The sequence below is a fragment of the Pseudomonas sp. BLCC-B112 genome (assembly GCF_028550695.1).
Taxonomy (GTDB): domain Bacteria; phylum Pseudomonadota; class Gammaproteobacteria; order Pseudomonadales; family Pseudomonadaceae; genus Aquipseudomonas; species Aquipseudomonas danubii.
The window spans coordinates 472,411-496,409 of sequence record NZ_JAQQGK010000002.1; the positions used below are offsets into that span (position 1 = coordinate 472,411).

Annotated in this window: 25 protein-coding genes and 1 pseudogene; 11 read left to right on the forward strand and 15 right to left on the reverse strand. The window is 61.0% G+C overall.

What is annotated here, in order from left to right; all coding sequences use genetic code 11:
* Positions 1-69: 69 nt before the first annotated feature.
* Both PQT43_RS07795 and PQT43_RS07800 read right to left on the reverse strand, forming a co-directional pair.
* The gene (locus PQT43_RS07795; protein ID WP_047305702.1) at positions 70-1,422 is read right to left on the reverse strand and encodes a GntP family permease; all 1,353 of its coding nucleotides are present in this window, start codon (positions 1,420-1,422) and stop codon (positions 70-72) included.
* Between the two features lie 84 nt (positions 1,423-1,506).
* Positions 1,507-2,040: a gluconokinase gene (locus PQT43_RS07800; protein ID WP_102860632.1), complete on the reverse strand. Its 534-nt coding sequence runs from the start codon at positions 2,038-2,040 to the stop codon at positions 1,507-1,509.
* Positions 2,041-2,255: 215 nt separating this feature from the next.
* On the opposite strand from PQT43_RS07800, the gene PQT43_RS07805 reads away from it, so the two are divergent.
* Positions 2,256-3,287, forward strand: a complete 1,032-nt coding sequence (locus PQT43_RS07805; protein ID WP_102880636.1) for a LacI family DNA-binding transcriptional regulator — start codon at positions 2,256-2,258, stop codon at positions 3,285-3,287.
* 6 nt (positions 3,288-3,293) lie between these two features.
* Here the strand turns inward: PQT43_RS07805 and PQT43_RS07810 are convergent, their stop codons facing one another.
* Complete coding sequence (locus tag PQT43_RS07810; protein WP_102880637.1) at positions 3,294-3,914, reverse strand: LysE family transporter; 621 nt, start codon at positions 3,912-3,914, stop codon at positions 3,294-3,296.
* 66 nt (positions 3,915-3,980) lie between these two features.
* On the opposite strand from PQT43_RS07810, the gene PQT43_RS07815 reads away from it, so the two are divergent.
* Positions 3,981-4,910 (forward strand): LysR family transcriptional regulator, encoded by a 930-nt coding sequence (locus tag PQT43_RS07815; RefSeq protein ID WP_110594809.1) that lies wholly within the window; start codon positions 3,981-3,983, stop codon positions 4,908-4,910.
* Here PQT43_RS07815 and PQT43_RS07820 read toward each other — a convergent pair.
* The gene (locus tag PQT43_RS07820; RefSeq protein ID WP_110594811.1) at positions 4,907-5,824 is read right to left on the reverse strand and encodes a LysR family transcriptional regulator; all 918 of its coding nucleotides are present in this window, start codon (positions 5,822-5,824) and stop codon (positions 4,907-4,909) included. The two genes, PQT43_RS07815 and PQT43_RS07820, sit on opposite strands and share 4 nt — an antisense overlap.
* Positions 5,825-5,947: 123 nt before the next feature.
* Here PQT43_RS07820 and PQT43_RS07825 point away from each other — a divergent pair, with 123 nt between their 5' ends.
* The 4 genes from PQT43_RS07825 (at position 5,948) to PQT43_RS07840 (ending at position 8,577) form a co-directional block, all read left to right on the forward strand.
* Entirely contained in the window at positions 5,948-6,379 is a 432-nt protein-coding gene (locus PQT43_RS07825; protein WP_102860627.1) for a PACE efflux transporter, read from the forward strand.
* A gap of 100 nt (positions 6,380-6,479) precedes the next feature.
* Positions 6,480-7,112, forward strand: coding sequence for a glutathione S-transferase family protein (locus PQT43_RS07830; RefSeq protein WP_110651431.1), 633 nt, complete (start codon positions 6,480-6,482; stop codon positions 7,110-7,112).
* A 32-nt stretch (positions 7,113-7,144) separates the two neighbouring features.
* Positions 7,145-7,888, forward strand: a complete 744-nt coding sequence (locus PQT43_RS07835) for an NAD-dependent epimerase/dehydratase family protein (RefSeq protein ID WP_272753669.1) — start codon at positions 7,145-7,147, stop codon at positions 7,886-7,888.
* A gap of 182 nt (positions 7,889-8,070) precedes the next feature.
* Complete coding sequence (locus PQT43_RS07840; protein WP_102880641.1) at positions 8,071-8,577, forward strand: hypothetical protein; 507 nt, start codon at positions 8,071-8,073, stop codon at positions 8,575-8,577.
* Positions 8,578-8,640: 63 nt separating this feature from the next.
* Here the strand turns inward: PQT43_RS07840 and PQT43_RS31365 are convergent, their stop codons facing one another.
* From PQT43_RS31365 to PQT43_RS07850, 3 genes and pseudogenes are all read right to left on the reverse strand, one after another.
* A complete protein-coding gene (locus tag PQT43_RS31365; RefSeq protein WP_258010334.1) occupies positions 8,641-9,177 on the reverse strand; it encodes a methyl-accepting chemotaxis protein in 537 nt (178 codons plus the stop codon).
* 3 nt (positions 9,178-9,180) lie between these two features.
* A pseudogene (locus PQT43_RS31370) lies at positions 9,181-9,957 on the reverse strand (PAS domain-containing protein); the annotation flags it as partial.
* 527 nt (positions 9,958-10,484) lie between these two features.
* Complete coding sequence (locus tag PQT43_RS07850; RefSeq protein ID WP_110594814.1) at positions 10,485-11,345, reverse strand: LysR family transcriptional regulator; 861 nt, start codon at positions 11,343-11,345, stop codon at positions 10,485-10,487.
* Positions 11,346-11,442: 97 nt separating this feature from the next.
* On the opposite strand from PQT43_RS07850, the gene gstA reads away from it, so the two are divergent.
* Both gstA and PQT43_RS07860 read left to right on the forward strand, forming a co-directional pair.
* Positions 11,443-12,045 carry a glutathione transferase GstA gene (gstA, locus tag PQT43_RS07855; RefSeq protein WP_102880644.1) on the forward strand — a complete coding sequence of 201 codons (603 nt, stop codon included), beginning with the start codon at positions 11,443-11,445 and terminating at the stop codon, positions 12,043-12,045.
* A gap of 323 nt (positions 12,046-12,368) precedes the next feature.
* Complete coding sequence (locus PQT43_RS07860; protein ID WP_267268776.1) at positions 12,369-12,794, forward strand: GNAT family N-acetyltransferase; 426 nt, start codon at positions 12,369-12,371, stop codon at positions 12,792-12,794.
* Positions 12,795-12,803: 9 nt separating this feature from the next.
* Here the strand turns inward: PQT43_RS07860 and def are convergent, their stop codons facing one another.
* The 3 genes from def to PQT43_RS07875 form a co-directional block, all read right to left on the reverse strand.
* Positions 12,804-13,343 carry a peptide deformylase gene (gene def, locus PQT43_RS07865; RefSeq protein ID WP_102860619.1) on the reverse strand — a complete coding sequence of 180 codons (540 nt, stop codon included), beginning with the start codon at positions 13,341-13,343 and terminating at the stop codon, positions 12,804-12,806.
* A gap of 2 nt (positions 13,344-13,345) precedes the next feature.
* Positions 13,346-14,290 (reverse strand): YihY/virulence factor BrkB family protein, encoded by a 945-nt coding sequence (locus tag PQT43_RS07870; protein WP_102860618.1) that lies wholly within the window; start codon positions 14,288-14,290, stop codon positions 13,346-13,348.
* A gap of 188 nt (positions 14,291-14,478) precedes the next feature.
* Entirely contained in the window at positions 14,479-14,670 is a 192-nt protein-coding gene (locus PQT43_RS07875; protein WP_110594819.1) for a CsbD family protein, read from the reverse strand.
* A 212-nt stretch (positions 14,671-14,882) separates the two neighbouring features.
* Between PQT43_RS07875 and PQT43_RS07880 the strand changes: the two genes are divergently transcribed.
* A complete protein-coding gene (locus PQT43_RS07880) occupies positions 14,883-15,260 on the forward strand; it encodes a hypothetical protein (protein ID WP_115580736.1) in 378 nt (125 codons plus the stop codon).
* Between the two features lie 67 nt (positions 15,261-15,327).
* Here the strand turns inward: PQT43_RS07880 and fadD1 are convergent, their stop codons facing one another.
* Positions 15,328-17,016: a long-chain-fatty-acid--CoA ligase FadD1 gene (gene fadD1 / locus PQT43_RS07885; RefSeq protein ID WP_253084650.1), complete on the reverse strand. Its 1,689-nt coding sequence runs from the start codon at positions 17,014-17,016 to the stop codon at positions 15,328-15,330.
* Between the two features lie 339 nt (positions 17,017-17,355).
* Positions 17,356-19,044, reverse strand: coding sequence for a long-chain-fatty-acid--CoA ligase FadD2 (gene fadD2 / locus PQT43_RS07890; RefSeq protein WP_265073621.1), 1,689 nt, complete (start codon positions 19,042-19,044; stop codon positions 17,356-17,358).
* Between the two features lie 213 nt (positions 19,045-19,257).
* Here fadD2 and PQT43_RS07895 point away from each other — a divergent pair, with 213 nt between their 5' ends.
* Together PQT43_RS07895 and PQT43_RS07900 are read left to right on the forward strand one after the other, a co-directional pair.
* Positions 19,258-20,202 (forward strand): alpha/beta hydrolase, encoded by a 945-nt coding sequence (locus PQT43_RS07895; RefSeq protein ID WP_110594823.1) that lies wholly within the window; start codon positions 19,258-19,260, stop codon positions 20,200-20,202.
* Positions 20,203-20,252: 50 nt separating this feature from the next.
* Positions 20,253-20,723 (forward strand): MaoC family dehydratase, encoded by a 471-nt coding sequence (locus PQT43_RS07900; protein WP_011062855.1) that lies wholly within the window; start codon positions 20,253-20,255, stop codon positions 20,721-20,723.
* A gap of 81 nt (positions 20,724-20,804) precedes the next feature.
* Here the strand turns inward: PQT43_RS07900 and PQT43_RS07905 are convergent, their stop codons facing one another.
* From PQT43_RS07905 to PQT43_RS07915, 3 genes are read right to left on the reverse strand one after another with little or no spacing between them, the layout of a single operon-like run.
* The gene (locus tag PQT43_RS07905) at positions 20,805-21,671 is read right to left on the reverse strand and encodes an efflux RND transporter periplasmic adaptor subunit (protein WP_102880649.1); all 867 of its coding nucleotides are present in this window, start codon (positions 21,669-21,671) and stop codon (positions 20,805-20,807) included.
* 10 nt (positions 21,672-21,681) lie between these two features.
* Positions 21,682-21,888, reverse strand: a complete 207-nt coding sequence (locus PQT43_RS07910) for a DUF1656 domain-containing protein (RefSeq protein WP_102860611.1) — start codon at positions 21,886-21,888, stop codon at positions 21,682-21,684.
* Positions 21,875-23,863 carry an FUSC family protein gene (locus tag PQT43_RS07915; protein ID WP_272753673.1) on the reverse strand — a complete coding sequence of 663 codons (1,989 nt, stop codon included), beginning with the start codon at positions 23,861-23,863 and terminating at the stop codon, positions 21,875-21,877. Before PQT43_RS07915 ends, PQT43_RS07910 begins: the two co-directional genes overlap by 14 nt.
* Between the last annotated feature and the right edge of the window lie 136 nt (positions 23,864-23,999).

The window sequence follows — 23,999 nt, forward strand, 5'->3', positions numbered from 1 at the left end:
AAGGCCCTTCGGACCTTTGCCCAGCCTCGCCACAGGCTCGACAGCGGCTACAGGGGGCAGCCCCGCCGTTTAAACCACCAACGACAACAACAGGATGAAGATCAGGCCCACCACCGAGAGGATGGTTTCCATCGCCGTCCAGGTCTTGAAGGTCTCGGCCACGGTCATGTTGAAGTACTGCTTGACCAGCCAGAAGCCCGCGTCGTTGACGTGAGACAGGATCAAGGAGCCGGCACCGGTGGCCAGCACCAGCAGTTCGCGGTTGACCCCGGGGATCATCCCCACCACCGGCACCACGATGCCCGCGCCCGTGATGGTGGCCACGGTGGCCGAACCGGTGGCGATACGAATCACCGCCGCCACCAGCCAGGCCAGGAGGATCGGCGAGATCTGCGCATTGACCGCCATGTGGCCGATCACATCACCCACGCCGCTGGTCACCAGCATCTGCTTGAAACCACCGCCGGCACCAATGATCAGGATGATCGCCGCGGTAGGCGCCAGGCTGGCGTCGAGCAGACCGAGGATCTGCTTGGAGCCGATGCCCTGCTTGTAGCCAAAGGTGTAGAGCGACAGCAGCAGGGCCAGCAGCAAGGCACTGATCGGGTGGCCGATCATGTCCATCCAGATGCGGAAGAAATGCCCGTCCGGCAGCGCCACGTCGGCGAAGGTCTTGAGCAGCATCAGGAACACCGGCAGCAGTACAGTCAGCAAGGTCACGCTGAAGCTGGGCAGATTCTGCGAGGTGTTTTCACGGGCCAGCTGGTCCACCAGCTCCTGGGACGGGTGGCCCGGGATGTATTTGGCGATGAAGGTGCCGTAGATCGGACCGGCAATGATGGCCGTCGGCAGAGCAACGATCAGGCCGTAGAGAATGGTCTTGCCAATGTCGGCACCAAACACGCCGATGGCCAGCAGCGGCCCCGGATGCGGCGGCACCAGGCCGTGCACCGCCGACAGGCCAGCCAGCAGTGGAATGCCGATCTTGATCAGCGACACCCCGGTGCGTCGGGCGACGATGAACACCAGCGGGATCAGCAGCACGAAGCCGATCTCGAAGAACAGCGGGATGCCCACCAGGAACGCGGCGAACATCATCGCCCACTGCACCCGCTCCTTGCCGAACGAACGGATCAGGGTCTGGGCAATCTGATCGGCGCCGCCGGACTCGGCCATCATTTTTCCGAGCATGGTGCCCAGGGCCAGGATGATGCCGACAAAACCGAGCACGCCACCAAAACCGTCCTGGAACGCCTTGATGATCTTGTCTACCGGCATGCCCGAGGTCAGGCCGAGGAACCCCGCGGCAATGGTCAGAGCAATAAAGGGATGCAGCTTGAATCGGGTGATCAAGACGATCAGGCCGATGATAGTGACCACTGCATCAACCAGCAGATAGGTCTCTTGGGACATGCCAAACATGGGATTGCCTCCGGTTTGTTGTTTTTATTTAAGCGTTAAAAACAAGGGCCGAGTGGGATAGCGCTACCTATTTCGAGCCAGCACTTAATGTGAAGGTTCAAGGCCATGCTCCAGCCACCATTGGTTGGCCAGTTCGGCCAGGCGCTGGACGCTCAGGGTGCTGGCATCCAGGGCCAGGGTGAGCGGCTCCCCCACGGGGGATTCGAGGGTGGCGAACTGACTGTCGATCAGGGTCGAAGGCATGAAATGCCCTGGCCGGTGTGCCACGCGATCGGCGGCCACTGCCGGTGTCAGTTCGAGGAAGATAAAGCCCAGGCCGGGGGTCGCTGCGCGCAGGCGTTCACGGTATTTGCGCTTCAAGGCCGAGCAGGTCAGTACCGGACGCTGACCGGCGGCCAGGGTCCGACGCAATTCATCGCAGAGGCTGTCGAGCCAGCCGGCACGGTCGTCGTCGTCGAGGGGAATGCCGGCGCTCATCTTGGCGATATTGGCGGCAGGGTGGAACGTATCGCCTTCAATGGCCGTGGCGCCGCTGCGTTGGCACAGCGCCTGGCTGACGCTGGATTTGCCACAGCCGGCAACACCCATGATGACCAGGGCGGTAATAGATTGACTCATGTAACACCTCAGCGCGCAGACAGCGCTACCTTCGCTAGTTCTAGTTCTAGTACAAAAACAGTGTCTGCCGACGCCTTCTTGTCATTTTTGTGGGTTGCCGCGTATATAGTCCGCCAAACCAAAGAGTGAGGGTCAGGCACACCTCGCTCACGCATTGCAGCTGTTTCAGGACAGCGCTACCTTAGTGACTTGAATTTTGTTTGGCAAGCCGTCTGATGACCCCTCATAAAAACGATAAAAGCTCCCGTACCACGGGGCGCCCTACCCTCAACGAAGTGGCGCGACTGGCCGGCGTCAGTCCGATCACCGCCTCCCGGGCCCTGCGCGGCGTCAGCAGCGTGGCCACCGAGCTGGTGGAAAAGGTGCAGAAGGCCGCGCAGGAGCTGAACTACGTGGTCAACTCCGCCGCCCGTGCCCTGGCCTCGGCCCAGAGCCAGTCGGTGGTGGTACTGGTGCCGTCGCTGTCCAACCTGCTGTTCATCGAAACCCTGGAAGCCATTCATCAGGTCCTGCGGCCCAAGGGCTTCGAAGTGCTGATCGGCAACTACCACTACTCCCGGGACGAAGAAGAAAACCTGCTGCGCAACTACATGACCTACCAGCCCCGGGGTCTGTTGCTGACCGGTTTTGACCGTACCGAAAGCGCCCGGCGGATGATCGAGGCCAACAACATCCCCTGCGTCTACATGATGGACCTGGACCCCGGCGCCGGGCTCAACTGCGTGGGCTTCTCCCAGTTGAACGCGGGCGAGACTGCCGCCCAGCACCTGATTTCCCGTGGTCGCAAGCACCTGGCCTACGTCGGCGCACAACTGGATCAACGCACTCTGCTGCGGGGCGAAGGTTTCCGTCGCGCCCTGCAAGAGGCCGGGCTATACAACCCCGATCTGGAACTGCTGACCCCACGCCCATCCTCCGTGGGCCTGGGCGGCGAACTGTTCCTGCAACTGATGCAGAGCCAGCCACAAGTCGACGCCATCTTCTTCGGCAACGACGACCTGGCCCAGGGCGCACTGCTGGAAGCCATGCGCTGCGGGATCAAGGTTCCGGAGCAAGTGGCGGTGCTGGGTTTCAACGACCTGCCCTCCTCGGAACACATGGTGCCGCGCCTGAGCAGTATCAGCACCCCAAGGGAAGCCATCGGCCGCCGTGCAGCCGAGCAGATGCTGACCCTGCTGGCCGGCAATAGCGTGGCCGAGCCCGTGGTGGACATGGGCTTCGAGCTGCGGGTGCGGGAAAGCACCTGAGGTGTTTCAGGGCTGCAGGCTCAGGACACTGAGCAGCAGCCCGAACCCCACCAGCACCACACCAAATACCTGATCGATACGGCGCTTGTATCCCAGCAATCGACTGGCAATGGCCGGTGCCGAGAAAAACAGCGCCACCGCCACGAACCACAACACGTGAGCCAGGACAATGATCCCCCCGTAGCCGATCTGCACCGGCAATGCCGTGCCCGGCTGGATCACCTGCATAAACAGGCTGAGAACGAAAATCATCGTCTTGGGGTTCAGCGCATTGGTCAGAAAGCCGCTGCGCAGAGCCGCCCATGACGAAGTCTCGACATTCGCCGCCCCCTCCTCGTGCGGCCCCTGGTCCGAGCCGCGCAACAGCTTGATCCCCAGATAGATCAGATAAAGCGCCCCGGCAATCTTCAGCGCGGTGAACCACAGCAGCGACTGCTGCAACAGCACCCCCACCCCCAGCAGGCTGTAGCCGATATGCAGCATGACCCCGAGCCCGATACCCAGGGCAGTGAACACACCGTGGCGGCGCGAGAGCATCAGGCTATTGCGCGTTACCAAGGCAAAATCGGCTCCGGGGCTGAGTACAGCAAGAATGGTAATGGTGATTACGACTAACAGTTCAGTCACGTTACATACGCCTTGGTTATAGAATCAGGCGCTACTGTATGGGGATCGGCACGGGGACAGCCAACGATGAAAACTGACACTCTCAGTGATAAAAACTCACAGACATTGCGCCGACGCCTGCCGCCCCTCGGCGCCTTGCGCTGCTTCGAAGCAGCGGCACGCCTGGAAAGCTTCACCCAGGCCGGCGCCGCCCTGCACCTGACCCACGGCGCCATCAGCCGCGCCGTGCGCGCCCTGGAAGAAGATCTGGGCACGACGCTGTTCGAACGCCGCAGCCACCGGGTATTTCTGACGCCGGCCGGAGCCGAACTGCTGCACAGCGTGACCCAGGCCCTGGACCTGATCGAGAACACCGCCAGCCGCCTGCGGGCACCGGACCCCGAGGCGCCACTGGTGCTGTCCTGCGAACCGACCCTGCTGATGCGCTGGCTGATTCCACGCCTGCCGGCGTTCCAGGCCGCTCACCCGGAAATATCGATCCAATTGCTGGCCGGCGGCGGGCCTTTCTCGTTCAACGCCGGCATCGACCTGGCGATCCGCCGCAACGATTTCGCCTGGAGCGATGAAACTCAGGCCCACTGGCTGTTCGACGAAGCCATTGGCCCCGTGTGCCGGCCGGACAAACAGGCTGACTGGACCCCTTCGCCAAACGGCCAGCCGACCCTGGCGGAACACGCTCCGCGCCTGCACAGTGCCACCAGGCCACAAGCCTGGGAGCAGTGGCTGCAACAGCGGCAGCTGCCTGCTCCCCCGCCTCTCCAGGAGCAAGTCTTCGAGCATTTCTACTTCAGCCTGCAAGCGGCGGTGGCGGGACTCGGGCTGGCCATCGCCCCCTGGCAACTGGTGCGCGATGATCTGGCTGGAGGGTTGCTTTGCGCCCCTTTCGACTTCGTCGCCGACGGCAGCGCTTATTACCTGTTATCCGCCCAGGCGATCAGCGACGCATCGGCGGCCGGTCATTTGCTGCGCTGGTTGCGCGAACAGGCACTGGGCTAAACCCCGGGGGCGGGCAGCGGCCCCAGCGCTGGATCTTCGCCACTGAGCAACTGCACCAGGGCCAGGGCGCCCTTCTGCAGCGGCCGGTTCTTCAGCCACACCGCATGCACAGGCAAAGACAAGCCGTTGTCGAGGTTCTTGAACTTCAGCCTCTGCAGGCGCCCTGCCGCCAGCAGCGGCTGGATCACCGACAAGGGGAAATTGCCCCAGCCGATGCCGGCTTCCACCATGTGCAGGGCCATGGCCAGGCTGTCGGTGCGCCACAGCGACTCGCCCACCAAGGGCCGCGTATCGCTGATGGGCAAGTCGCGGCTGGCCACCACGACCTGGCGGAACCGGATCAGCTCCTCCAGGTACAACGAGCCATCGCTGGCCACAAACACCGGATGTCGCGGCGAAATACAGGCAATCACCCGCTCACTGCCGATGTACTGGAAATACTCCAGGGCATTCACGCTCAAGCCGGCAAAGGCCACGCCCACACTCACCCGCCCACTGTGCAGCAGTTGCAGCACATCATCCTGGGGGGCACTGAGCACCTCCACCTCCAGCAGCGGATAGCGCTCGGCAATCAGCTTGATGGCAGCCAGCACTCGCTGCTTGTCGATGTCATCCACCACGGCGATCGACAGCTTGCTCTCCAGGCCCAGGGACAGCTCGATGGCGTGCACCTGCAACTGCTTGAGCTGGTCGGCGATCAACCGCGCATGGGGTGCCAGGGACAGGGCCAGGGGCGTCGGCACCGGCTCGCGATGGCGGCGATCGAACAGGGCGTAACCCAGTTCAGCCTCAAGGTTGGCAATACCCATGCTGACCGCCGAGGGCACCTTGCCCAGGGAGCGGGCCGCCGCAGAAAAGGAACCGCGCTCGAGCACGGCGAGAAACAACTGGATGCTGTCACTGGAGAAATTCATGGAGGGCAACCTATCAATAAAACTGAAAGCTTCCGACTTTTTCTGTCATCGCTATTGAAGCTACCTTTCGCGCCCTGCGCCAGTCCAGCCCTGGCCATTGCCATTCAATACCGAGGAATTTCCATGCAAGGCGTGAAACGCAAACTGGTCTACGTATCCCTGTTCGAGGTGTTCGGCATGACGTTCTCGGCCCTCGGCCTGGCCCTGCTGTCCGGCACGTCCCCCAGCAGCACCGGGCCGCTGGCCGTGGTCATCACCAGCATCGCGGTGACCTGGAACTTCATCTACACCACCCTGTTCGAGCGCTGGGAAAGCCGCCAGCCGTCGCGCACCCGCACCGTCAAGCGGCGCATCGCCCATGCCGTGGGCTTCCAGTTGACCCTGATCGTGTTCCTGATCCCGCTCATCGCCTGGTGGATGAACATCAGCCTGGTGCAGGCCTTCCTCCTGGACCTGGCGCTGATCCTGTTCATACCCTGCTACACCTTCGCCTTCAACTGGCTGTTCGACCGGGTCTTCGGTCTGCCGGCTTCGGCCCTGCCCGATCCGGCCTGAAGCTGGGCAAAACACCCCTGGAGGCAATTTGGCCGTCGCCGAGAACCTAGCTCGCTGATAGATTCCCATGGCCAACCTGTGCCACGAACAAGGAAGCGTCATGGGAACCTCCTGCAGAATTCTCGGTAAAGCCTCGTCCATCAACGTCAGGAAAGTCTTGTGGACCTGTGAAGAGCTGGACCTTTCCTACCAGCAGGAAGATTGGGGCAGCGGCTTCCAGTCGACCCACAGTCCCGAATTTCTCGCCCTCAACCCCAACGCCCAGGTCCCGGTGCTGATCGATGATGCCGGGGCCCTGTGGGAGTCCAACAGCATCTGCCGGTACCTGGCCAACCTGCACCCCGGCAGCGGCCTGCTGCCCATCGCCCCGCGAGCCCGGGCCCTGGTGGAACAGTGGATGGACTGGCAGGCCACCGAACTCAATCCGGCCTGGAGCTACGCCTTCATGGGCCTGGTGCGCCAGCATCCGGATTGCCAGGACAGCCGGCGCATCGGCGCCAGCCTGCTGGCCTGGAACGGCAAGATGGCGATCCTTGAACGGCAGCTTGAGAGCACCGGGAACTATGTTCTCGGTGAAGACTTCAGCCTGGCGGATATCGTCCTTGGCCTCTCGGTCAATCGCTGGAAGATGACCCCGATGGAACACCCGGACTTCCCCGCCGTGGCCGCCTACTACGAACGCCTCAGCCTGCGTCCGGGCTTTGTCCTGCATGGACGTAACGGCACGCCCTAGCCTGCCCCTTCTCAGCCCACCGGAGATTCGACATGGATGGACTCAACGTACTACTGACCGGCGCCTGCGGCAGGATCGGCAAAGTGTTTTTCCAGGGCTCCCAGGAGCGCCATCGCTTCACCCTCACCGACCGCGTCGAGCCGTACTTCGACATCCCGGCGCCCCACCGTTTCGTGCGCCTGGACCTTGATGACCCGCAAGCCATCAGCCGCCTGCTGCCGGGGATCGACGTCATCGTGCACCTGGCCGGCATCCCCCACGCCACTGCCGGCTTCGACGAACTGCTGCCCAACAACATCCTCGCCACCACCTACCTGTTCGAGGCCGCAGTGAACGCCGGTTGCCGGCGCCTGGTGTTCGCCAGCAGCGCCCAGACCATCGAAGGCTACCCGGTGGACCGGCAGATCACCCCGGGCATGCCGGTGATGCCGGCCAACCTCTACGGTGTGAGCAAATGTTATGGCGAAGCCCTGTGTGCCTTTTATGCAGCCCGGCGCGGGCTGTCCTGCATCGCCCTGCGCATCGGGGCGTTCGAGGACCCGCAACACCACGAACTGACCACCACCCGCGACCTGAGCGCCTGGCTCAGCCCTCGGGACGCTGTGCAACTGCTGCAGCGAGCGGTAGAAACCCCCGGGGTGCAGTTCCTGATCGGCCATGGCATATCCAACAACCGCTTCAAGCGCCTGGACCTAAGCGAAACCACCAAGATCCTGGGGTACGAGCCTGTGGACGATGCCTTCCAGGAGCATTTCGGCATTCCCATCACTTACTGAGACGCTGATCGCCGCCCCTCGGCAAACAGGCGGGCGGCAATTGCCAGGAAGCGGCAAGACTTGTCCGCTTACTGGCCACCCGCCGAGAACAATTGCCCTAACCCCCTGATATTCAATGACTAAAGTATCGGCATGGAACTTGCTAAAACTTCAGCCTAGTTCTCTCACACAGGTTCCCGATCATGTTGGTCAACGCCCAGAAATCCGTTTCGGTGCAGCCCACCTCGCGCACCGATATGGACCCGACCACCGCTGCCGCCAGCGCGCTGTACAGCGGCATGCTGCAGCAGGCCCAGAACTCCGTGACTGTGCCGACGTCCCAGTCCAGCCTGCAAGGCAATACCGTGGACGACAACGTCAATGCAGCGTTCGCCAAGACCCGTGTCCTGCTCCAGGCCACGCCGCCCGCCACCAGCACTCCACAGGCCACCAGCGCCACGGAAACCGGTGCCCTGAGCGAGTTCAAGGACTACATGAGCAAGACGCCCGAACAGCGTCTGCGCGACAGCATCCTCAAGGATATGGGGCTGACCGAAGAAGACCTGAGGAACCTACCGCCTGAACGGCAACTGACGATCAACCAGGAAATCGCCCAGCGCCTGCAAGACAAGATGCAGTTGGCCAAGGAAGAGAAAGAGGCCAAGGACAGCGCCAAGCCGATCGACGAGAAGTTCCTCGCTGCGTTGTAACAGCGCCAACAAAAAGGGTTCCCTGCATGGGAACCCTTTTTTGTATCCGAAGGAAAAGCGCGGCTACAGCTGCAAGGTCGAATTGAACTGGCTGATGGCATCCACCACATGCCTTGAGCCCTGCTGAATCTCCAGGATCACCTCCCCCGCCTCATTGGCCAGCTCGACCCCCAGTCCAGTACGACTCAGGCTCGACTGCATGCTGGTGACCGCGCTCATGGACAGGTCGTGGTTCTTGCGCACCACCTCGACGATCTCCACCGTCGCCTGGCTGGTGCGTGCCGCCAGGCTGCGTACCTCGTCCGCCACCACCGCGAACCCCCGTCCATGCTCACCGGCCCGGGCCGCCTCGATGGCCGCATTAAGCGCCAACAGGTTGGTCTGGTCGGCAATCCCGCGAATGGTCTGGACTATGCTGCCGATGATCTCCGATTGTTTGCTGACCGCATCAATGCTGCGGGCGGCTTCGTTCAGGTCGTGGGAAATCTGCTGAATGATCCCCACCGTCTGTTGCACCACCTCCGAGCCCTTCTGGGCGCAGGCATCATTCTGCACCGAGGTGCTGTGGGCCGATTCGGCGGCAGATTGCAGGGTGGTCACTTGCTGGGTGATATCGCTGGCGAACTTGACCACCTTGTACAAGCGCCCCTTGGTGTCGAACAGCGGGTTGTAGGAAGCCTCGAGGAACACGGTCTGGCCGTACTTGTTTTCCCGCTCGAAACGGTGGGAATGGTATTCACCACGGTTCAACGAGGCCCAGAACTGCTTGTACTCGGCAGACTCGGCTTCAGAGCGATGACAGAACATGCTGTGGTGCTGACCGAGTATTTCATTCAGGGAGTACTGCATGGTCTTGAGGAAGTTGTCGTTAGCGGCAACTATCTTGCCATCCGGGGTGAATTCGATGATTGCCATGGAGCGGCCAATGGCGTTCAACAGACTCTGGTTTTCATGTTCCAGATGGATGCGCTCGGAGATGTCCGAAGCCACCTTGATCACACTCTTGACCTGACGCTCGGCATCGAACACCGGCATGTAGCTGGCTTCGAGCCAGATCTCCTGGCCGCGCTTGTTCAGCCGCAGGAAGGTGCCGCTGACAGGTTCACCGCGGCCCAGATCACGCCACAACTTGGCGTACTCCTCACTGCGGTAGAACGCTTCCTCGCAGAAGATCCGGTGATGCTTGCCTCGTATCTCCTCCGCGGAATAGCCCATGGCCTTGCAAAAGTTTTCGTTGGCGTCGAGCACGATGCCATCGGGAGAGAACTCGATCATCGCCATGGAATGGCTGATCGCCGCCAACTTGGCATTGGCCTCGGTCAACGCACAATTAAAGCGCTCGATCTCTAGAAGATCTGCCTTGTGATGTAGGTTAAACATGGTTGTATCACCTTCAACGCTGTCTTTTGATTGACGGAAGTTTCTAGTCTTTCAACTGATCCACCACAACGTTCCATTAACAGGGCAAGCGCCTCTCTCCATATGAGAAAGGAAGTGTCAGGTGACAAATGATGTTTAATCGGAGAGTCCATGTTGCAACGCTCTTATCAAGCCATCCTTTTCTTGATGACCCGCTGTCGGGTCGGACCTAACAAAGAAAAGAAATTCCATCTAATTAATTACTCCTGATCCTGCGGTGCCTCTAAATGCGCACTCTCGTCTTTATTCATGAAGTCAATTTCGTGCCCGGATGAACATTCCACAAACAGCCGTTATAAGGCTGAAACATCACGAGACAGTGGTTGAAAAAGCGACCGATACGCTTTTTCACAATTAAGCATAGACAGACGCCGACTCTATGCAAGGTCACCAGTCATTCTGTTTTCACAACTTGTAAATGCCTCTCAAGCCTTTGCGAAAAGTCTCAATCAAGGCATAAACATGACTCGCCAGGAACCGCCCGCCGACTAGGCCCGAGCGAGCATCTGCACAAAGGCCTGAACCAGTCCGTTCGACTCCTGCCCCGGCGCCGCCACCAGGGCGAACTGGCGCTCGATCGCGCAACTCAAAGGCAGCACCCGCAATCCCTGGCGCTGTTCAGGCAAGGTGCTCTCGGGCACCAGGGTCACCCCCAAACGTTCACGCACCAGGCTGAATGCGCTCTTCCACTCGCGCACTTCGATCCGCACATCCGCCAACGACACTCCAGCTTCAAGCGCCAGGCTGCGGGCATTCACCGAGCAGCCGCCAGTGGCCAGGATAAAAGGCTGCGCCAGCAAGGCTTCAAGTTCGATGGTCGGGGCCTGCCAGGGGTGATCCTGGGGCAGCACGGCCACCCACGAATCGACACCCAGCAACCACGAACGACGCTCGGGAGGCGGATTCAGTACCACTCCCAGATCCACCAGTTGCGCCTCCAGCAGGGCTTCGACCTCATCGTCGCTGACCTCCAACTGCACCACCTCGATCCCCGGGTACAGTTGCTTGAAACGTCGCAGCACCGGTGGCAGGAAGCTCGCCAGGACCATGGGAAAGCCCGCCAGGCGCAAACTGCCCTGGAGGATGCCCCGGGCCGTGTCCACTTGTCGGCGAACCTGGGCCAGGGCTCCGAGCATCACCCGGGCCTGCTCCAGCACCTGTAGACCGATTGCCGTGGGCAAAGCCTGGCGGCTTTCCCGAATGAACAGTTGCACGCCCAGCATGTCTTCCATCTGGGCCAAGGCCTGACTGGCCCCGGACTGGGTCATGCCCACCTGTTCGGCGGCCCGGGTGATGGTGCCGCACTCGGCGATTGCCACCAGCAAGCGCCAATGCATCAGGTTCATCATGGCAGTAGCTTTCCTTATGGCCATTTTCTGAAAGATTAATTTTACCCATGCCAGTGCTGCCCCGACACTGGCTCGAACATCAACCAGAGACCTGCCGATGAAACTCTACTACGCCCCTCAAGCCTGCTCCCTGGCCTCCCATATCGTGCTGCGGGAACTGCAACTGCCGTTCGACGCCATCCGCGTCGACAATCGCAGCAAGCGCACCGCCGACGGCCAGGATTTCCTCACCCTCAACCCCAAGGGCTACGTGGCCGCCCTGCAGCTGGACAACGGCGAAGTGCTCACCGAAGGCCCGGCGATCCTGCAATACCTGGCAGACCTCAAGCCCGAGGCCGGATTGGCGGCGGCCAATGGCAGCTGGCAACGGGTAAGGCTGCAGGAAACCCTGAACTTCATCACCAGCGAAGTTCACGGGATCATGGGTTGGCTGTTCAACCCAGGGCTCGATGACAGTGTGAAGGAGGTGTTCCGGCAGAAGCTGTTCAAACGCTTTGCCCTGTTGGAGCAGACCCTGGAGCGCCAGGATTATCTGCAAGGCGGACAGTTCGGCATCGCCGATGCCTATCTGTTCACCGTGCTGCGCTGGACTGCGCTGTTTGCCATTGATCTGGGAGCCTGGCCGGCACTGGCGAAGTTCCAGGCCCGGGTCGAGCAGCGGCCGGCGGTGCGGGAGGCATTGGCGGTGGAGCTGGCGTAGGTTCGAAACAGCAAATGGAGAAATCGCGCTGAACAGGCAGAACCCGCGCCTGCCTTTTTAGCAGGGATAAAACGAAGCCCGCGTTGCGGGCTTCGTCAAATTGATCAATGGCCGAAGATGTTCACTTCGGTTTTCTTGGCCTTTTTCTCGGCGCGCTTCTCGTCAGCGCTCTTTGCCGGTTTCTTCTTGGCATTTTTCTTGGCGTTCATACCTTTGGACATGATCTTTACTCCACTGCTGCGGGATAGGACTCAGGTATAGCACCTATAGCGACCGGGGGTTCCTTTATAATCCGCCGCTCCCTGTTGCAATCCCGGAAAGTCATGTCCAGCCTCCAGATCTGCCTCCTTGCCGAGGCCGCGCGTCCCTTGCTGAACAAGTTCTATCGCCAGCACCAATCGCCCATGCGGGCCTCGTCCGCAGGCCAGCTCTGGGTGGCCAGGAACGAGGGGATCGTCGCCGGAATGAGCCTGACCCCGGTGGCCCAGGGACATTGGCTGACGGGTTTGTTCGTTGCCCCCGACCACCGCGGCCAGGGGCTGGCCGGACAGTTGGTGGAGCGGGCGCTGATGCAGGTCGAAGGGCCAGTCTGGCTGTTCTGTCACCCGGACCTGGAAACTTTGTATCAGCGCATGAGTTTTTCCACCGCGACCCGATTACCCCAGCCCCTGGCCGAAAGGCTGGCTCGCTATCAACGCAGCAAGCCGCTGCTGGCCATGGGGACCGACAGCGTTTGCCTGGGTCCCTAGGCTTGGGCGTTACGCGTCAGCGTTGGGATCGAGGTCGGGAAACAGCACCTCGGTGAAACCGAACTTGCTGAAATCACTGATCCGCGACGGGTACAGCCGCCCGATCAAGTGATCGCACTCATGCTGCACCACCCGGGCATGAAAGCCCGAGGCCACACGCACGATAGGCTCGCCCTTGGGGCTGAAACCTTCATAGCGAATGTGCTGGTAGCGCTGCACCGCGCCCCGCAGCCCCGGCACCGAGAGACAACCTTCCCAGCCCTCTTCCAGTTGCGGACTCAAGGGCGTGATCAAGGGATTGATGAGGATGGTCTGAGGCACTGCCTCCGCCTCCGGATAACGTTCGCTGTGCTCAAAGCCGAAGATCACCAGTTGCAGATCGACACCGATCTGCGGTGCTGCCAGGCCAACGCCACCGACACTTTCCATGGTTTGGAACATATCGTCGATCAGTTGCCACAGCTCGGGGCTGTCGAACATCTCGGGCGCCACCGGGGGCGCAATACGCAGCAGGCGTTCATCGCCCATTTTGAGGATTTCACGGATCATGTTCAGGCTTCGTCAGTGGTCGGATGGCGCGAGTGATCCCGGCCCAGTCCCGATACGTGTTGTTTATCGCCGGGCCCGTCAAAGTCCTTTTCGCCAGGTTCCTTGCCTTCGGCCGACATGTGTTCGATCACCGCGTTCATCTCCGCCCCCAGCAACAGCACTGCAGCAGAGATGTAGAAGTACAGCAGCAACACGATGATCGCGCCGATACTGCCATACATGGCGTTGTAGTTAGCGAAGGTTTTCACGTAGTAGGCAAAGCCCAGGGACGCGACAATCCAGACCACCACCGCCAGCACCGAGCCCGGCGTGATGAAGCGAAACTTCTGCTTCACATCGGGCATCACGTAGTACATCAAGGCCACGGCCACCATCATCAGCAGCACGATCACCGGCCAGCGCAGGATGGTCCACAGGGTGACGATGAACTCTTCCAGGCCCACCTGCCCAGCCAGCCAGGTCATCACCTGGGGCCCCAGTACCATCAGGGCTGCCGCGGCCAGGAGCATGCCGGCAATGCCCACGGTATAGAACACCGACAGCGGAAAGCGCTTCCAGATCGGCCGGCCCTCGACCACATCGTAGGCTGCGTTCATTGCGCTCATCATCAGGCGCACGCCTGCCGAGGCGGTCCACAGGGCGATGACGATACCCACGGAGAGCAATCCGCCCTTGGACTGTTGCAGTTGATCGATCACCGGATTCACCTGCTCCAGGGCCTGGGGCGGCAGCACCAATTCCGATTGCAGGCGCAGCCAGGTAAAGAAGTCCGGCAGATGCAGGAAACCGATCAGGGCAATGAGAAACAGGATGAAGGGGAACAGCGAGAACAGCATCTGGTAGGCCAGCGCCGAGGCATAGGTGGACATCTCGTCCGCGATGAATTCATTGACCGTGCGGATCAGCACACGGTGCAGGGGCAAACCTTTGAGGTCCGGAAAAATCATAGCGTCTCCTTTCGCCGCAAAAAGGTTGAAGTCGATGGCGACTCAGGGGGCGTTTTCTACAACAAATTAGCCTAGTTGGCGAACCGCAACCATTCGCACGGGCTGATTACGGGTCCTCGACGGTAACGCACACATGAAAACGGCCATCCGAGGATGGCCGCTGCGGTGCATCATCGAAGGCCTCGTACTCAGGCCTTGTCGATGGTCTTTTTCACTGCATCCTTGGTCTTGCCAAGGGCTTGCTGGGCTTCGCCTTTCTTCTCCTGCAACTTGCCCTCTGCCTGCAGTTTGGGGTTGTCGGTGGCCTTGCCGACACCCTGCTTGACGTTGCCGATGGCTTCGTTGGCCAGACCTTTTGCCTTATCTGCTGTGCTGCCCATGGTATTTCTCCGTAGAACATTCATTGATCAAACAAAGAGGATTTGCGTCGTTACCCAAGGTTGACTCGTGGCCGTTACGCAGAGTTTCAATTATTTTTCGTCAGGCATTTCATCGCAGGCCCGAGGTTGCCCTTTATGTTTGTCGGGCAACCCGGGAGAATGCTCGACCTGTTCAGGCCAAGCACTGAAGATCCAATCCCCGTAGGAATGTTATGAAACTCGATAAAAAGCAGGCCATTGCCCGTAGAAACCAGGAACTGGGCGGTGCGGTGCTGGGCGTCAACAACTGCCATTTCGCGGAACTGAACCGCAATCGCAATATCTGGTGGTTCGATATCCTGGTGACCCGTCTGGCCATTGGTCAGTACGAATGGGTGCACCTGCTGCTGCACACCCCGGACACCAACCAGTTGCTGCACCTGAAAGTGCCGACCGTGTTCCTGCGGGAAAAGATGGAAGGCCTGGTGATCCGCAATGAAGGCAAGCGCAAGGCCGCCCTGAGCCTGGAGTTGAGTGCCGACAAGGACTCCTTCCTCAAGGACGTGCGCCCGGCCGGCACCGGCGTGAGCTTTGCCCAGTTCCAGCAGTAAGCCGGCACAAGTTACGAACCCATGAAAAAGCCCCGCACTGGCGGGGCTTTTTTGTGGACGCTGCGGCTTACTTCTTCACGCCGAGCTTCTTCAACTCTTCGTCACGCAGTTCACGGCGCAGGATCTTGCCGACGTTGGTGGTCGGCAGCGCATCGCGGAACTCCACGGCCTTGGGCACCTTGTAGCCGGTGACATTGGCGCGCATGTGTTCCATCACCTGCTCCTTGGTCAGGGTCACGCCTGGCTTGGCGACGATGAAGATCTTGATGATCTCGCCAGACTTCTCGTCCGGTACGCCGATCGCTGCGCACTGCAGGACCCCCGGCAGGGAAGCCAGGACGTCTTCCAGTTCGTTGGGGTACACGTTGAAACCCGAGACCAGGATCATGTCCTTCTTGCGGTCGACGATGCGGATATATCCGTCCGGCTGAATCACGGCGATGTCACCGGTCTTCAACCAGCCGTCGCTGAGGACTTCGTCAGTAGCGTCCTGACGCTGCCAGTAGCCCTTCATCACCTGCGGGCCCTTCACGCACAGTTCACCCACTTCCCCGAGGGGCAGTTCGTCGCCCGCGTCGTTGATCACCCGACACAAGGTCGAAGGCACTGGAATGCCGATGGTGCCGATCTGGATGTTCTGGATCGGGTTGACCGTGGCCACCGGACTGGTCTCGGTCATACCGTAGCCTTCACAGATCGAGCAATTGGTGACCGACTTCCAACGCTCGGCGGCCGCCAGTTGCAGGGCCATGCCCCCGGACAGCGTGACTTTGAGCGCGGAAAAATCCAGTTTGCGGAACGCTTCGTTGTTGCACAGGGCAACGAACAGGGTGTTGAGACCGACAAAACCGCTGAACTTCCACTTCGACAGTTCCTTGACCATCGCCGGCAGATCCCGCGGGTTACTGATCAGGATGTTGTGGTTGCCCATGAGCATGATGGCCATGCAATGGAAGGTGAACGCATAGATGTGGTACAGCGGCAGCGGAGTGATGAGGATCTCGCAACCTTCATTGAGGTTGGAGCCCATCAGCGCCTTGCACTGCAGCATGTTGGCCACCAGATTGCGATGGGTCAGCATCGCCCCCTTGGCCACGCCGGTGGTACCGCCGGTGTATTGCAGTACCGCCACGTCGCCGCTGGCAGGGTTGGCTTCCTGTACTGGCTGGCCGTGGCCCTTGCTCAACACCTCATTGAACTTGACGGCCTGGGGCAAGTGATAAGCCGGCACCATCTTCTTCACGTACTTGACCACACTGTTGATCAGCACACGCTTGAAGGTGGGCAAAAGGTCCGCCACTTCGGTGATGATCACGTGCTTGACCGAGGTTTTGGGGACCACGGTCTCTGCCAGGTGGGCCATGTTGGCCAGGCAAACCAGAGCCTTGGCTCCAGAGTCGTTGAACTGGTGCTCCATCTCCCGCGCGGTGTACAGCGGGTTGGTGTTGACCACGATCAGGCCGGCGCGAATAGCACCGAACACCGCAATCGGGTATTGCAACAGGTTGGGCAACTGCAGGGCGATTCGATCGCCAGGCTGCAAATCGGTATGCTGCTGCAGGTACGCGGCGAAGGCCCCAGACAGTTCGTACAGTTCACCGTAAGTGATTGTCTTGCCGAGGTTGCTAAAGGCCGGTTTGTTAGCAAAACGTTGGCAGGACTGCTTCAACACCGCCTGAATATTCGGATACTCGTCAGGATTGATATCGGCAGCAATCCCAGCTGGGTACTTATCCTTCCAAAAGTCTTCGATCATGGAAGCCCACTCCTCAGCAACGCGAATTCATCACCGCATTTGATGCGATTATTATTTGTCTGTGTTTTTTATTGGTGTCTATTGTTGGTGAGTCTGGCTTTTACTTAGGCCGAGAAGTCACAAAGCGCGCCGAGAGTAGCAGCTTTGGAAAAGGCCGCCTAGAGCCAAAAAAGGCCTCAATAGTCACATTTATGACTCAAGACATTCTAATAGTCATTTTTAGAGTAAAAATTCTACAACCTTGAATTCCGCTCTGGCACGGGGCTTTGCGCCCCCAGAATGCATCGCGGGCAAGCCCGTTGAGCCAACAGGCTTGCCCGCGATGGAAAAAGCCAGGGATCAGGCGATGTCGCGCAGCTCGCGACGCAGGATCTTGCCCACAGGCGTCATCGGCAGAGACTCACGCAGCACGATGTGCTTGGGCACTTTGTACCCCGTGAAATTCTCCTTGCAGTAGGCCTTGAGCTCTTCAAGGCTGACCCCCGCTTCACGAGGCACCACAAACAGCTTCACCGCCTCGCCGGAACGCTCGTCCGGAACCCCGATCACCGCGCAGTTGGCGACCTTGGGGTGAGCCATGACCACATCTTCGATCTCGTTGGGGTAAACGTTGAAACCCGAGACGATGATCATGTCCTTCTTACGATCAACGATGCGCACGAAACCATCGGGATCGATCACTGCAATATCGCCGGACTTGAACCAACCCTCGGCATCCAGTACTTCGGCCGTGGCTTCCGGCTTGTTCCAGTAGCCCTTCATGATCTGTGGTCCCTTGATGCACAGCTCGCCACGCTCGCCCAGCGGCAGCTCGGTGCCCTGGTCATCGATGACCTTCAAGGTGGTGCCCGGCACTGGCAGACCAACCGTACCCAACCGCGAGCGGTCGCCATAAGGGTTGGTGCAGGCCACCGGCGAGGTTTCGGTGAGGCCATAACCTTCGGTGATCCGGCAGCCGGTGAGTTTCTGCCAGCGCTCAGCCGTGGCCTTGACCAGGGCCGTGCCACCGGAGTTGGTCAGCTTGAGGTTGGAAAAATCCAGGTTCTTGAATTCCGGGTGATCCATCAGGGCCACGAACAGCGTGTTGAGCCCCAGCAAGGCGGAAAAACGCCAGTTCTTCAGTTCCTTGATAAAGGCGCCGATATCCCGCGGATTGCTGATCAGCACGTTGTGGTTGCCCGTGACCATCATGCACATGCAGTTCGCGGTGAAGGCATAGATGTGGTACAGCGGCAGCGGCGCGATCATCACTTCCTGCCCTTCACGCCACTGGCTATGACCGTCGGGCCCGTGCTGACCGAGGCAGGCCCGGGCTTGCTGCATGTTGGCCACCAGGTTGCCGTGGGTCAGCATCGCGCCCTTGGCCAGGCCGGTGGTACCGCCGGTGTACTGCAACACGGCAACATCATCGAGCCCCACCTGCAGCGGCTTGATCCCCTGGCCACGCCCCAGGCGCAGGGCACTCTTGAAGGAAATGGCCTGGGGCAGGTGATAGGCCGGGACCATCTTCTTGACCTTGTCCACCACCAGGTTGACCAACCAGCCCTTGGCGGTGGGCATCAGGTCGCCCATCTTGGCCTCGATCAGGAACTGGATATCGGTATCCCCCAAAACTTCCTGGACCTTCTGCCCGAAGACATTCAGGTAGACCAGGGCCCGGGCTCCTGAATCCTTGAACTGATGACGCATCTCCCTGGCGGTGTACAGCGGATTGGTGTTGACCACCACCAGACCGGCCCGCAGCGCACCGAAGACCGCGATCGGGTACTGCAGGACGTTGGGCATCTGCACCGCAATACGATCCCCCGGAACCAGATCGGTATGGCTTTGCAGATAACCGGCAAAGGCCGCGCTGTAGCGTTCCAGCTCGGCGTAGGTGAGGGTCACCCCCATATTGCTGAAGGCCGGGCGATCAGCAAATTTCTTGCAGGAACGCTCAAACACCTCGATCACCGACTTGAAGGCCCCCAGGTCAATCTCGTTAGGGACGCCGGCGGGGCGCTTATCATTCCAGAAATCAGGTTGCATTATTCTTGTCCTCTCATTACCTGAACGGTCCGGGCCGCCTCTGTAACGCTGTCAGCGGCGGGGCTCCTCGGACGTTAGCAGCTATGGTGAATCAGGCAAATATGCGCAAGTGTGTCATTAATTTTATGAATCTTGCTTCCAACAGGCGTGCGCATCAGACGCACACGCGGCGATACGCTATAAAGTGCAGCGTCTTCGTGCAAAGGAATCGCCATGACCCACGACACGTTCTGGTTGACCACGAGTGATCACCAACGCCTCTTCGTCAACCTGTGGCTGCCCGAGCGCCCGCTCAAGGCACTCATCCTGCTGTCCCACGGCATGGCCGAGCACAGCGGGCGTTATGCTCGCCTGGCCGAGGCCCTGTGCGCCGAGGGTTATGGAATCTATGCCCCGGATCAACGCGGCCACGGTAAAAGCGCGGAACACGGGGTACTCGGCCACTATGCAGACCAGGGTGGCTGGAACAAGGTCGTCGGCGACCTGGCCAGCCTCAACCAGCACATCGGCCAGCAACACCCCGGCACGCCCATCGTGCTGTTGGGCCACAGCATGGGCAGCTACATCGCCCAGGCCTACCTGCAACATCACAGCGCCAGCCTACACGGGGCGATTCTCAGCGGCTCGAACTTCCAGCCAGTGGCCCTGTACCGCGCCGCCAGCCTGATCGCGCGGTTCGAACGCTGGCGCCAGGGCGGCCAGGGACGCAGCGCACTGATCGAGTGGCTGTCGTTCGGCTCCTTCAACAAGGCCTTCAAGCCCAATCGCACCGCCTTCGACTGGCTCAGCCGCGACCCGGCCGAAGTCGACAAGTACGTGAACGACCCGCTGTGTGGCTATCGCTGCACCAACCAGCTGTGGATCGACCTGCTCGGTGGCCTGCAGCAAATCAGCAAGATTTCCAACCTGGCGCAGATCGATCCCGGCCTGCCGTTGTTGGTCATGGGAGGAGAATGTGATCCGGTGAGCGATGGCAAGCGTCTCAAGGATCTGGCCAACGCATTGCGCGAGGCCGGCAGCCAGTGCCTGCAACTCAATATCTACCCGCAGGCACGTCATGAGCTGTTCAACGAAAGCAACCGTGATCAAGTGACCCACGACGTACTGGCCTGGCTGGACCAAGCGCTGCAACACCGCCGGCCTCCACGGTCGGAGTAAGCGACGGCGCGGCCAGTGCGCTCATTTACCTGTCAGAGGATTTCAGCAACATGACCCAGGTTACCAACACCCCTTACGAAGCCCTGGAAGTCGGTCAGACCGCCCAGTACAGCAAGACCGTCGAGGAGCGTGACATCCAGCTGTTCGCCGCCATGTCCGGCGATCACAACCCGGTGCACCTGGATCCCGAGTTCGCCGCCGCCACCATGTTCAAGGAGCGCATTGCCCACGGCATGTTCAGCGGCGCCCTGATCAGCGCCGCCGTGGCCTGCGAATTGCCTGGGCCGGGCACCATCTACATCGGCCAGCAGATGAGCTTCCAGAAGCCGGTGAAGATTGGCGACACCCTGACCGTACGCCTGGAAATCCTCGAAAAACTGCCGAAATTCCGCGTCCGCATCGCCACTCGCGTATTCAACCAGCGCGACGAGCTGGTGGTGGACGGCGAAGCCGAGATTCTCGCCCCACGCAAGCAACAGACCGTGACCCTGCCGACCCTGCCGGCCATCACCATTGGCTAAACCGCGCCCCACGTAGTCCTCCAGGAGCCGGCTTGTCGGCGAAGGCTTTGCTCGTCATGGCTTGCGCCAGCAAGCCGTCTCCTACCGTCCACTGCCCTCCTCGACCTGCACGCTGGCGGTCATCCCGGCGCTCAGGTTGATGCCTTCAGGCACCTTGTCCAGCTTGATCCGCACCGGAATCCGCTGGGCCAGACGAACCCAGTTGAAGGTCGGCTCCACCTCCGCCAGCAATTGCCCGTCAGGGGTGGCATTGCGGTCGGTAATCCCCCGGCTGACACTTTGCACATGGCCCGGCAGGGCATCGCCGGCACTCATCAGCCAGACCTTAACCCGGTCGCCGACCTGGATTCGCGGCAGCTTGGTTTCCTCGAAATAAGCCTGGACGTAGAACGTCGAATCATCGATCAGCGCCATCACTGGCTGCCCGGCATTGACGTAGTTGCCCTCGGCCAGGCGCAGGTTGGTGATATGCCCGTTACGGGGCGCGCGCACCTGACTGCGGGCCAGGTTGAGCTCCGCGACCTTGGCCTCGGCCTGGGCCTGACGCAGTTCGCCCCGGGCTATGCCGGCATTGATCTGGGCGTTCTCGCGCAGCTCGGCACTGATGGCCTGGGGACCCAGGGCCGCACGGCGACTGGCCTCGTGCTCGCGCAGACTCAATTGCTGCTGACGGGTCTGAACCACGGCCTGGGCCTTTTCCAGGGCCGCCTCGAACCGGTCGCGGTCGATGCTCAGCAACAAGTCTCCGGCCTTCACGGGCTGGTTGTCCGCCACCTTGAGCTCGCGCACCCAACCGGATACGTCCGGGGCCACGATCACCACGTCGGCGCGAATTCGCGCGTCCCGGGTCCAGGGCGTCAGCATGTAGTACTGCCACAGGTGATAACCGGCGAAGATCGCCACCGCCACCAGGCACAGGGTAAATACGACACGTACGGGTGTACGCATAATCAACTCCTTATAAAGGTCCCAGGACCACAGTGATCACCGTCAATACACAGACGTACAGGGCACAATCGAACAGGGCTTCATGCCAGATCCAGCGCCCCAGTCCGGTGACTCGCACCAGCACTCGCAGCACGCCGGTGACCACCAGCGCCAGCACCACGTAAATCAGAAACGGGCTGAGCAGCACCCCGCCCAACGACCACTCACGCAGCCCCATGACTGTCCTCCTGCTGCCGGCACCAACTGCGCCAGCTGTTTTGCAATTGCAGCACCGCCCCCTTGGCCAGTTTCAACGCGTCACTGGGTGGCTGCTGGGCCAAAGCGTCAAGCAAGGCCGCACTGGGCGCCACCAGGGCTTCCTGGCGATGACCGGCCGGACCCTGTTCAAGGATGCGTTGCAACTGCTCGAAATACTCGCGCTGCGCCGCACTCACCGGCACCTGGGCCACCGCCAGGCTCAGGCGCAGGTGCATCAGTTCATCGCCGACGTCCAGGCCCAACAGGCCATCGTCCCAGCGACTGCGGGCCTGCTCCGGCAGCTCCGGATAATGCCGGGCCAGCTGCAGCAGGCGATCGGCCATGCGCCCGCCGAACCAGCTTTCCGCGCCCCGCAGGTTGCGCCGGGTCAAACGCACCAGATCACTCAGGGTCGCCGCCAGCAGGCGCCGGCCATGCCAGGCCGGGTTACGCAGAATCAGCAGATGGAAGGCCAGTACCGCGGCGCCCACCCCCAGCACCATGGCCTGGGCGTTGTTGAAGAAGCTGGCGACATCGAAACTCATGCGGTTCATCGGCGAAATCAACACGATGAAATGCAGGCAGAACGAAGTGGCAGTGGCGCCTATCTGTGGCTTGGCCATGCCCAGGGCGCCGAAGAACAGCGGCACGCCCATGGCCATGGCCAACATCGCAAAGCCGCTCCATTGAGGCAGGAGGATCTGCCCCACCAGGAACGCCGCCGGAATCGCCAGGAAGATTCCGCGCATGAAACTCATGCCAATCTGCGCGCCGTTCTCACGGCTGGCGAACAGGCTGCAGACCACACACGTCAGGAGCATGGCCCCGGAGGCAGCAGGCCAGGCAGTGGCCAGCCAGAAGCTGGCTACCGTGAGGAACGCCAAGGCACTGCGGGCACCGAATACCAGGGCCAGCGACAGATCACGATGGGGAGTCAGGTTTGCCGGTTGCTCCACCGGCGCCCGCCCCTCCTGCACCGCGTCCAGGGCCTGGGTTGCCGCCAGGGCGGTATCCAGCAACAACGCAAAACGCGCCAGGCAAAAGCTCTGCGCCGGACTGATCTGAAGCTCATGGGACGCTTCCTGCAGGCGCGGACGCAGCGCTTGCAGACCAGCCTTGTCGGCCGCCGCCAGGGCTTCCTGAACCCGATCCATCCAGGGCTGCAGTTGCCGGGCTTCGTCGGCGTCCAGCTGTTTCCACTGGCGCCGCACCGAACGGGAGATCCGCAACAGCATCAGCAGCTTCTGGCTCAGGCCACTGATGGCCCGGGCCCGCTGGCGCCCCGATGGACCTTCGAACCAGGCGTGTTCGCGCTGGGAGTCCACGGCGACGATGCGCCCGAGAATTTCCAGCAGGCCCTTGCGCGCCAGGGCATCGCCGGCCAGGGTGGCGCGGGCCGCCTGCATGCCACTGTGCCAGGCGCTGCGGGCCTGATCCGCCAATTGCCGCTCTACCCGCATCGGCCAGATCAGGGCACTGCTGGCGGTGGCGCAGATGATCCCCAGGGAGATTTCCGTGCAACGGGCCACGGCCTGATCGAACACGGTCAACGGGTGACTGATGGCGGGCAAGGCGATGATCGCCACGGTGTAGCCCGCCAGCACGAAGGAATAGGACCAGGCACTGCGCAGCAGCGTGGAACTGGCAGTGCACAACCCCAGCCACAGGGCCAGGGCCAGCAGGAACAACCAGGGCGTCTGGGCGAACAGGCCCATGAACAGCACCGACATAAGGGTGCCAACCAAGGTCCCCAGCAGCCGGGCCAGCCCCTTTTGCAGAACCATTCCGGACAACGGCTGAGCGACGATGAACGCGGTCATCAGGGCCCAAGCCGGCTGCTCCAGGCCCCAACGCAACGCCAGCCACAGCGCCAGGCCGCCACCCAGCAGCGTCTTGATCGCGAACTGCACCGCAGGAAGGCTGGGAGCAAGCAAGGCCTGCAAGGTAATGGGCACGAACAAGGACTCTTTGAAGGACTGAATAACCATAGTCGGGATCGCCACGAGTGGGCGCGAGCTAATTATTAGCTAGCTAACTAATTCCCGTCCAGCACTAAATCACAGGCATAAAAAAACGCCAGACTGGCTGGCG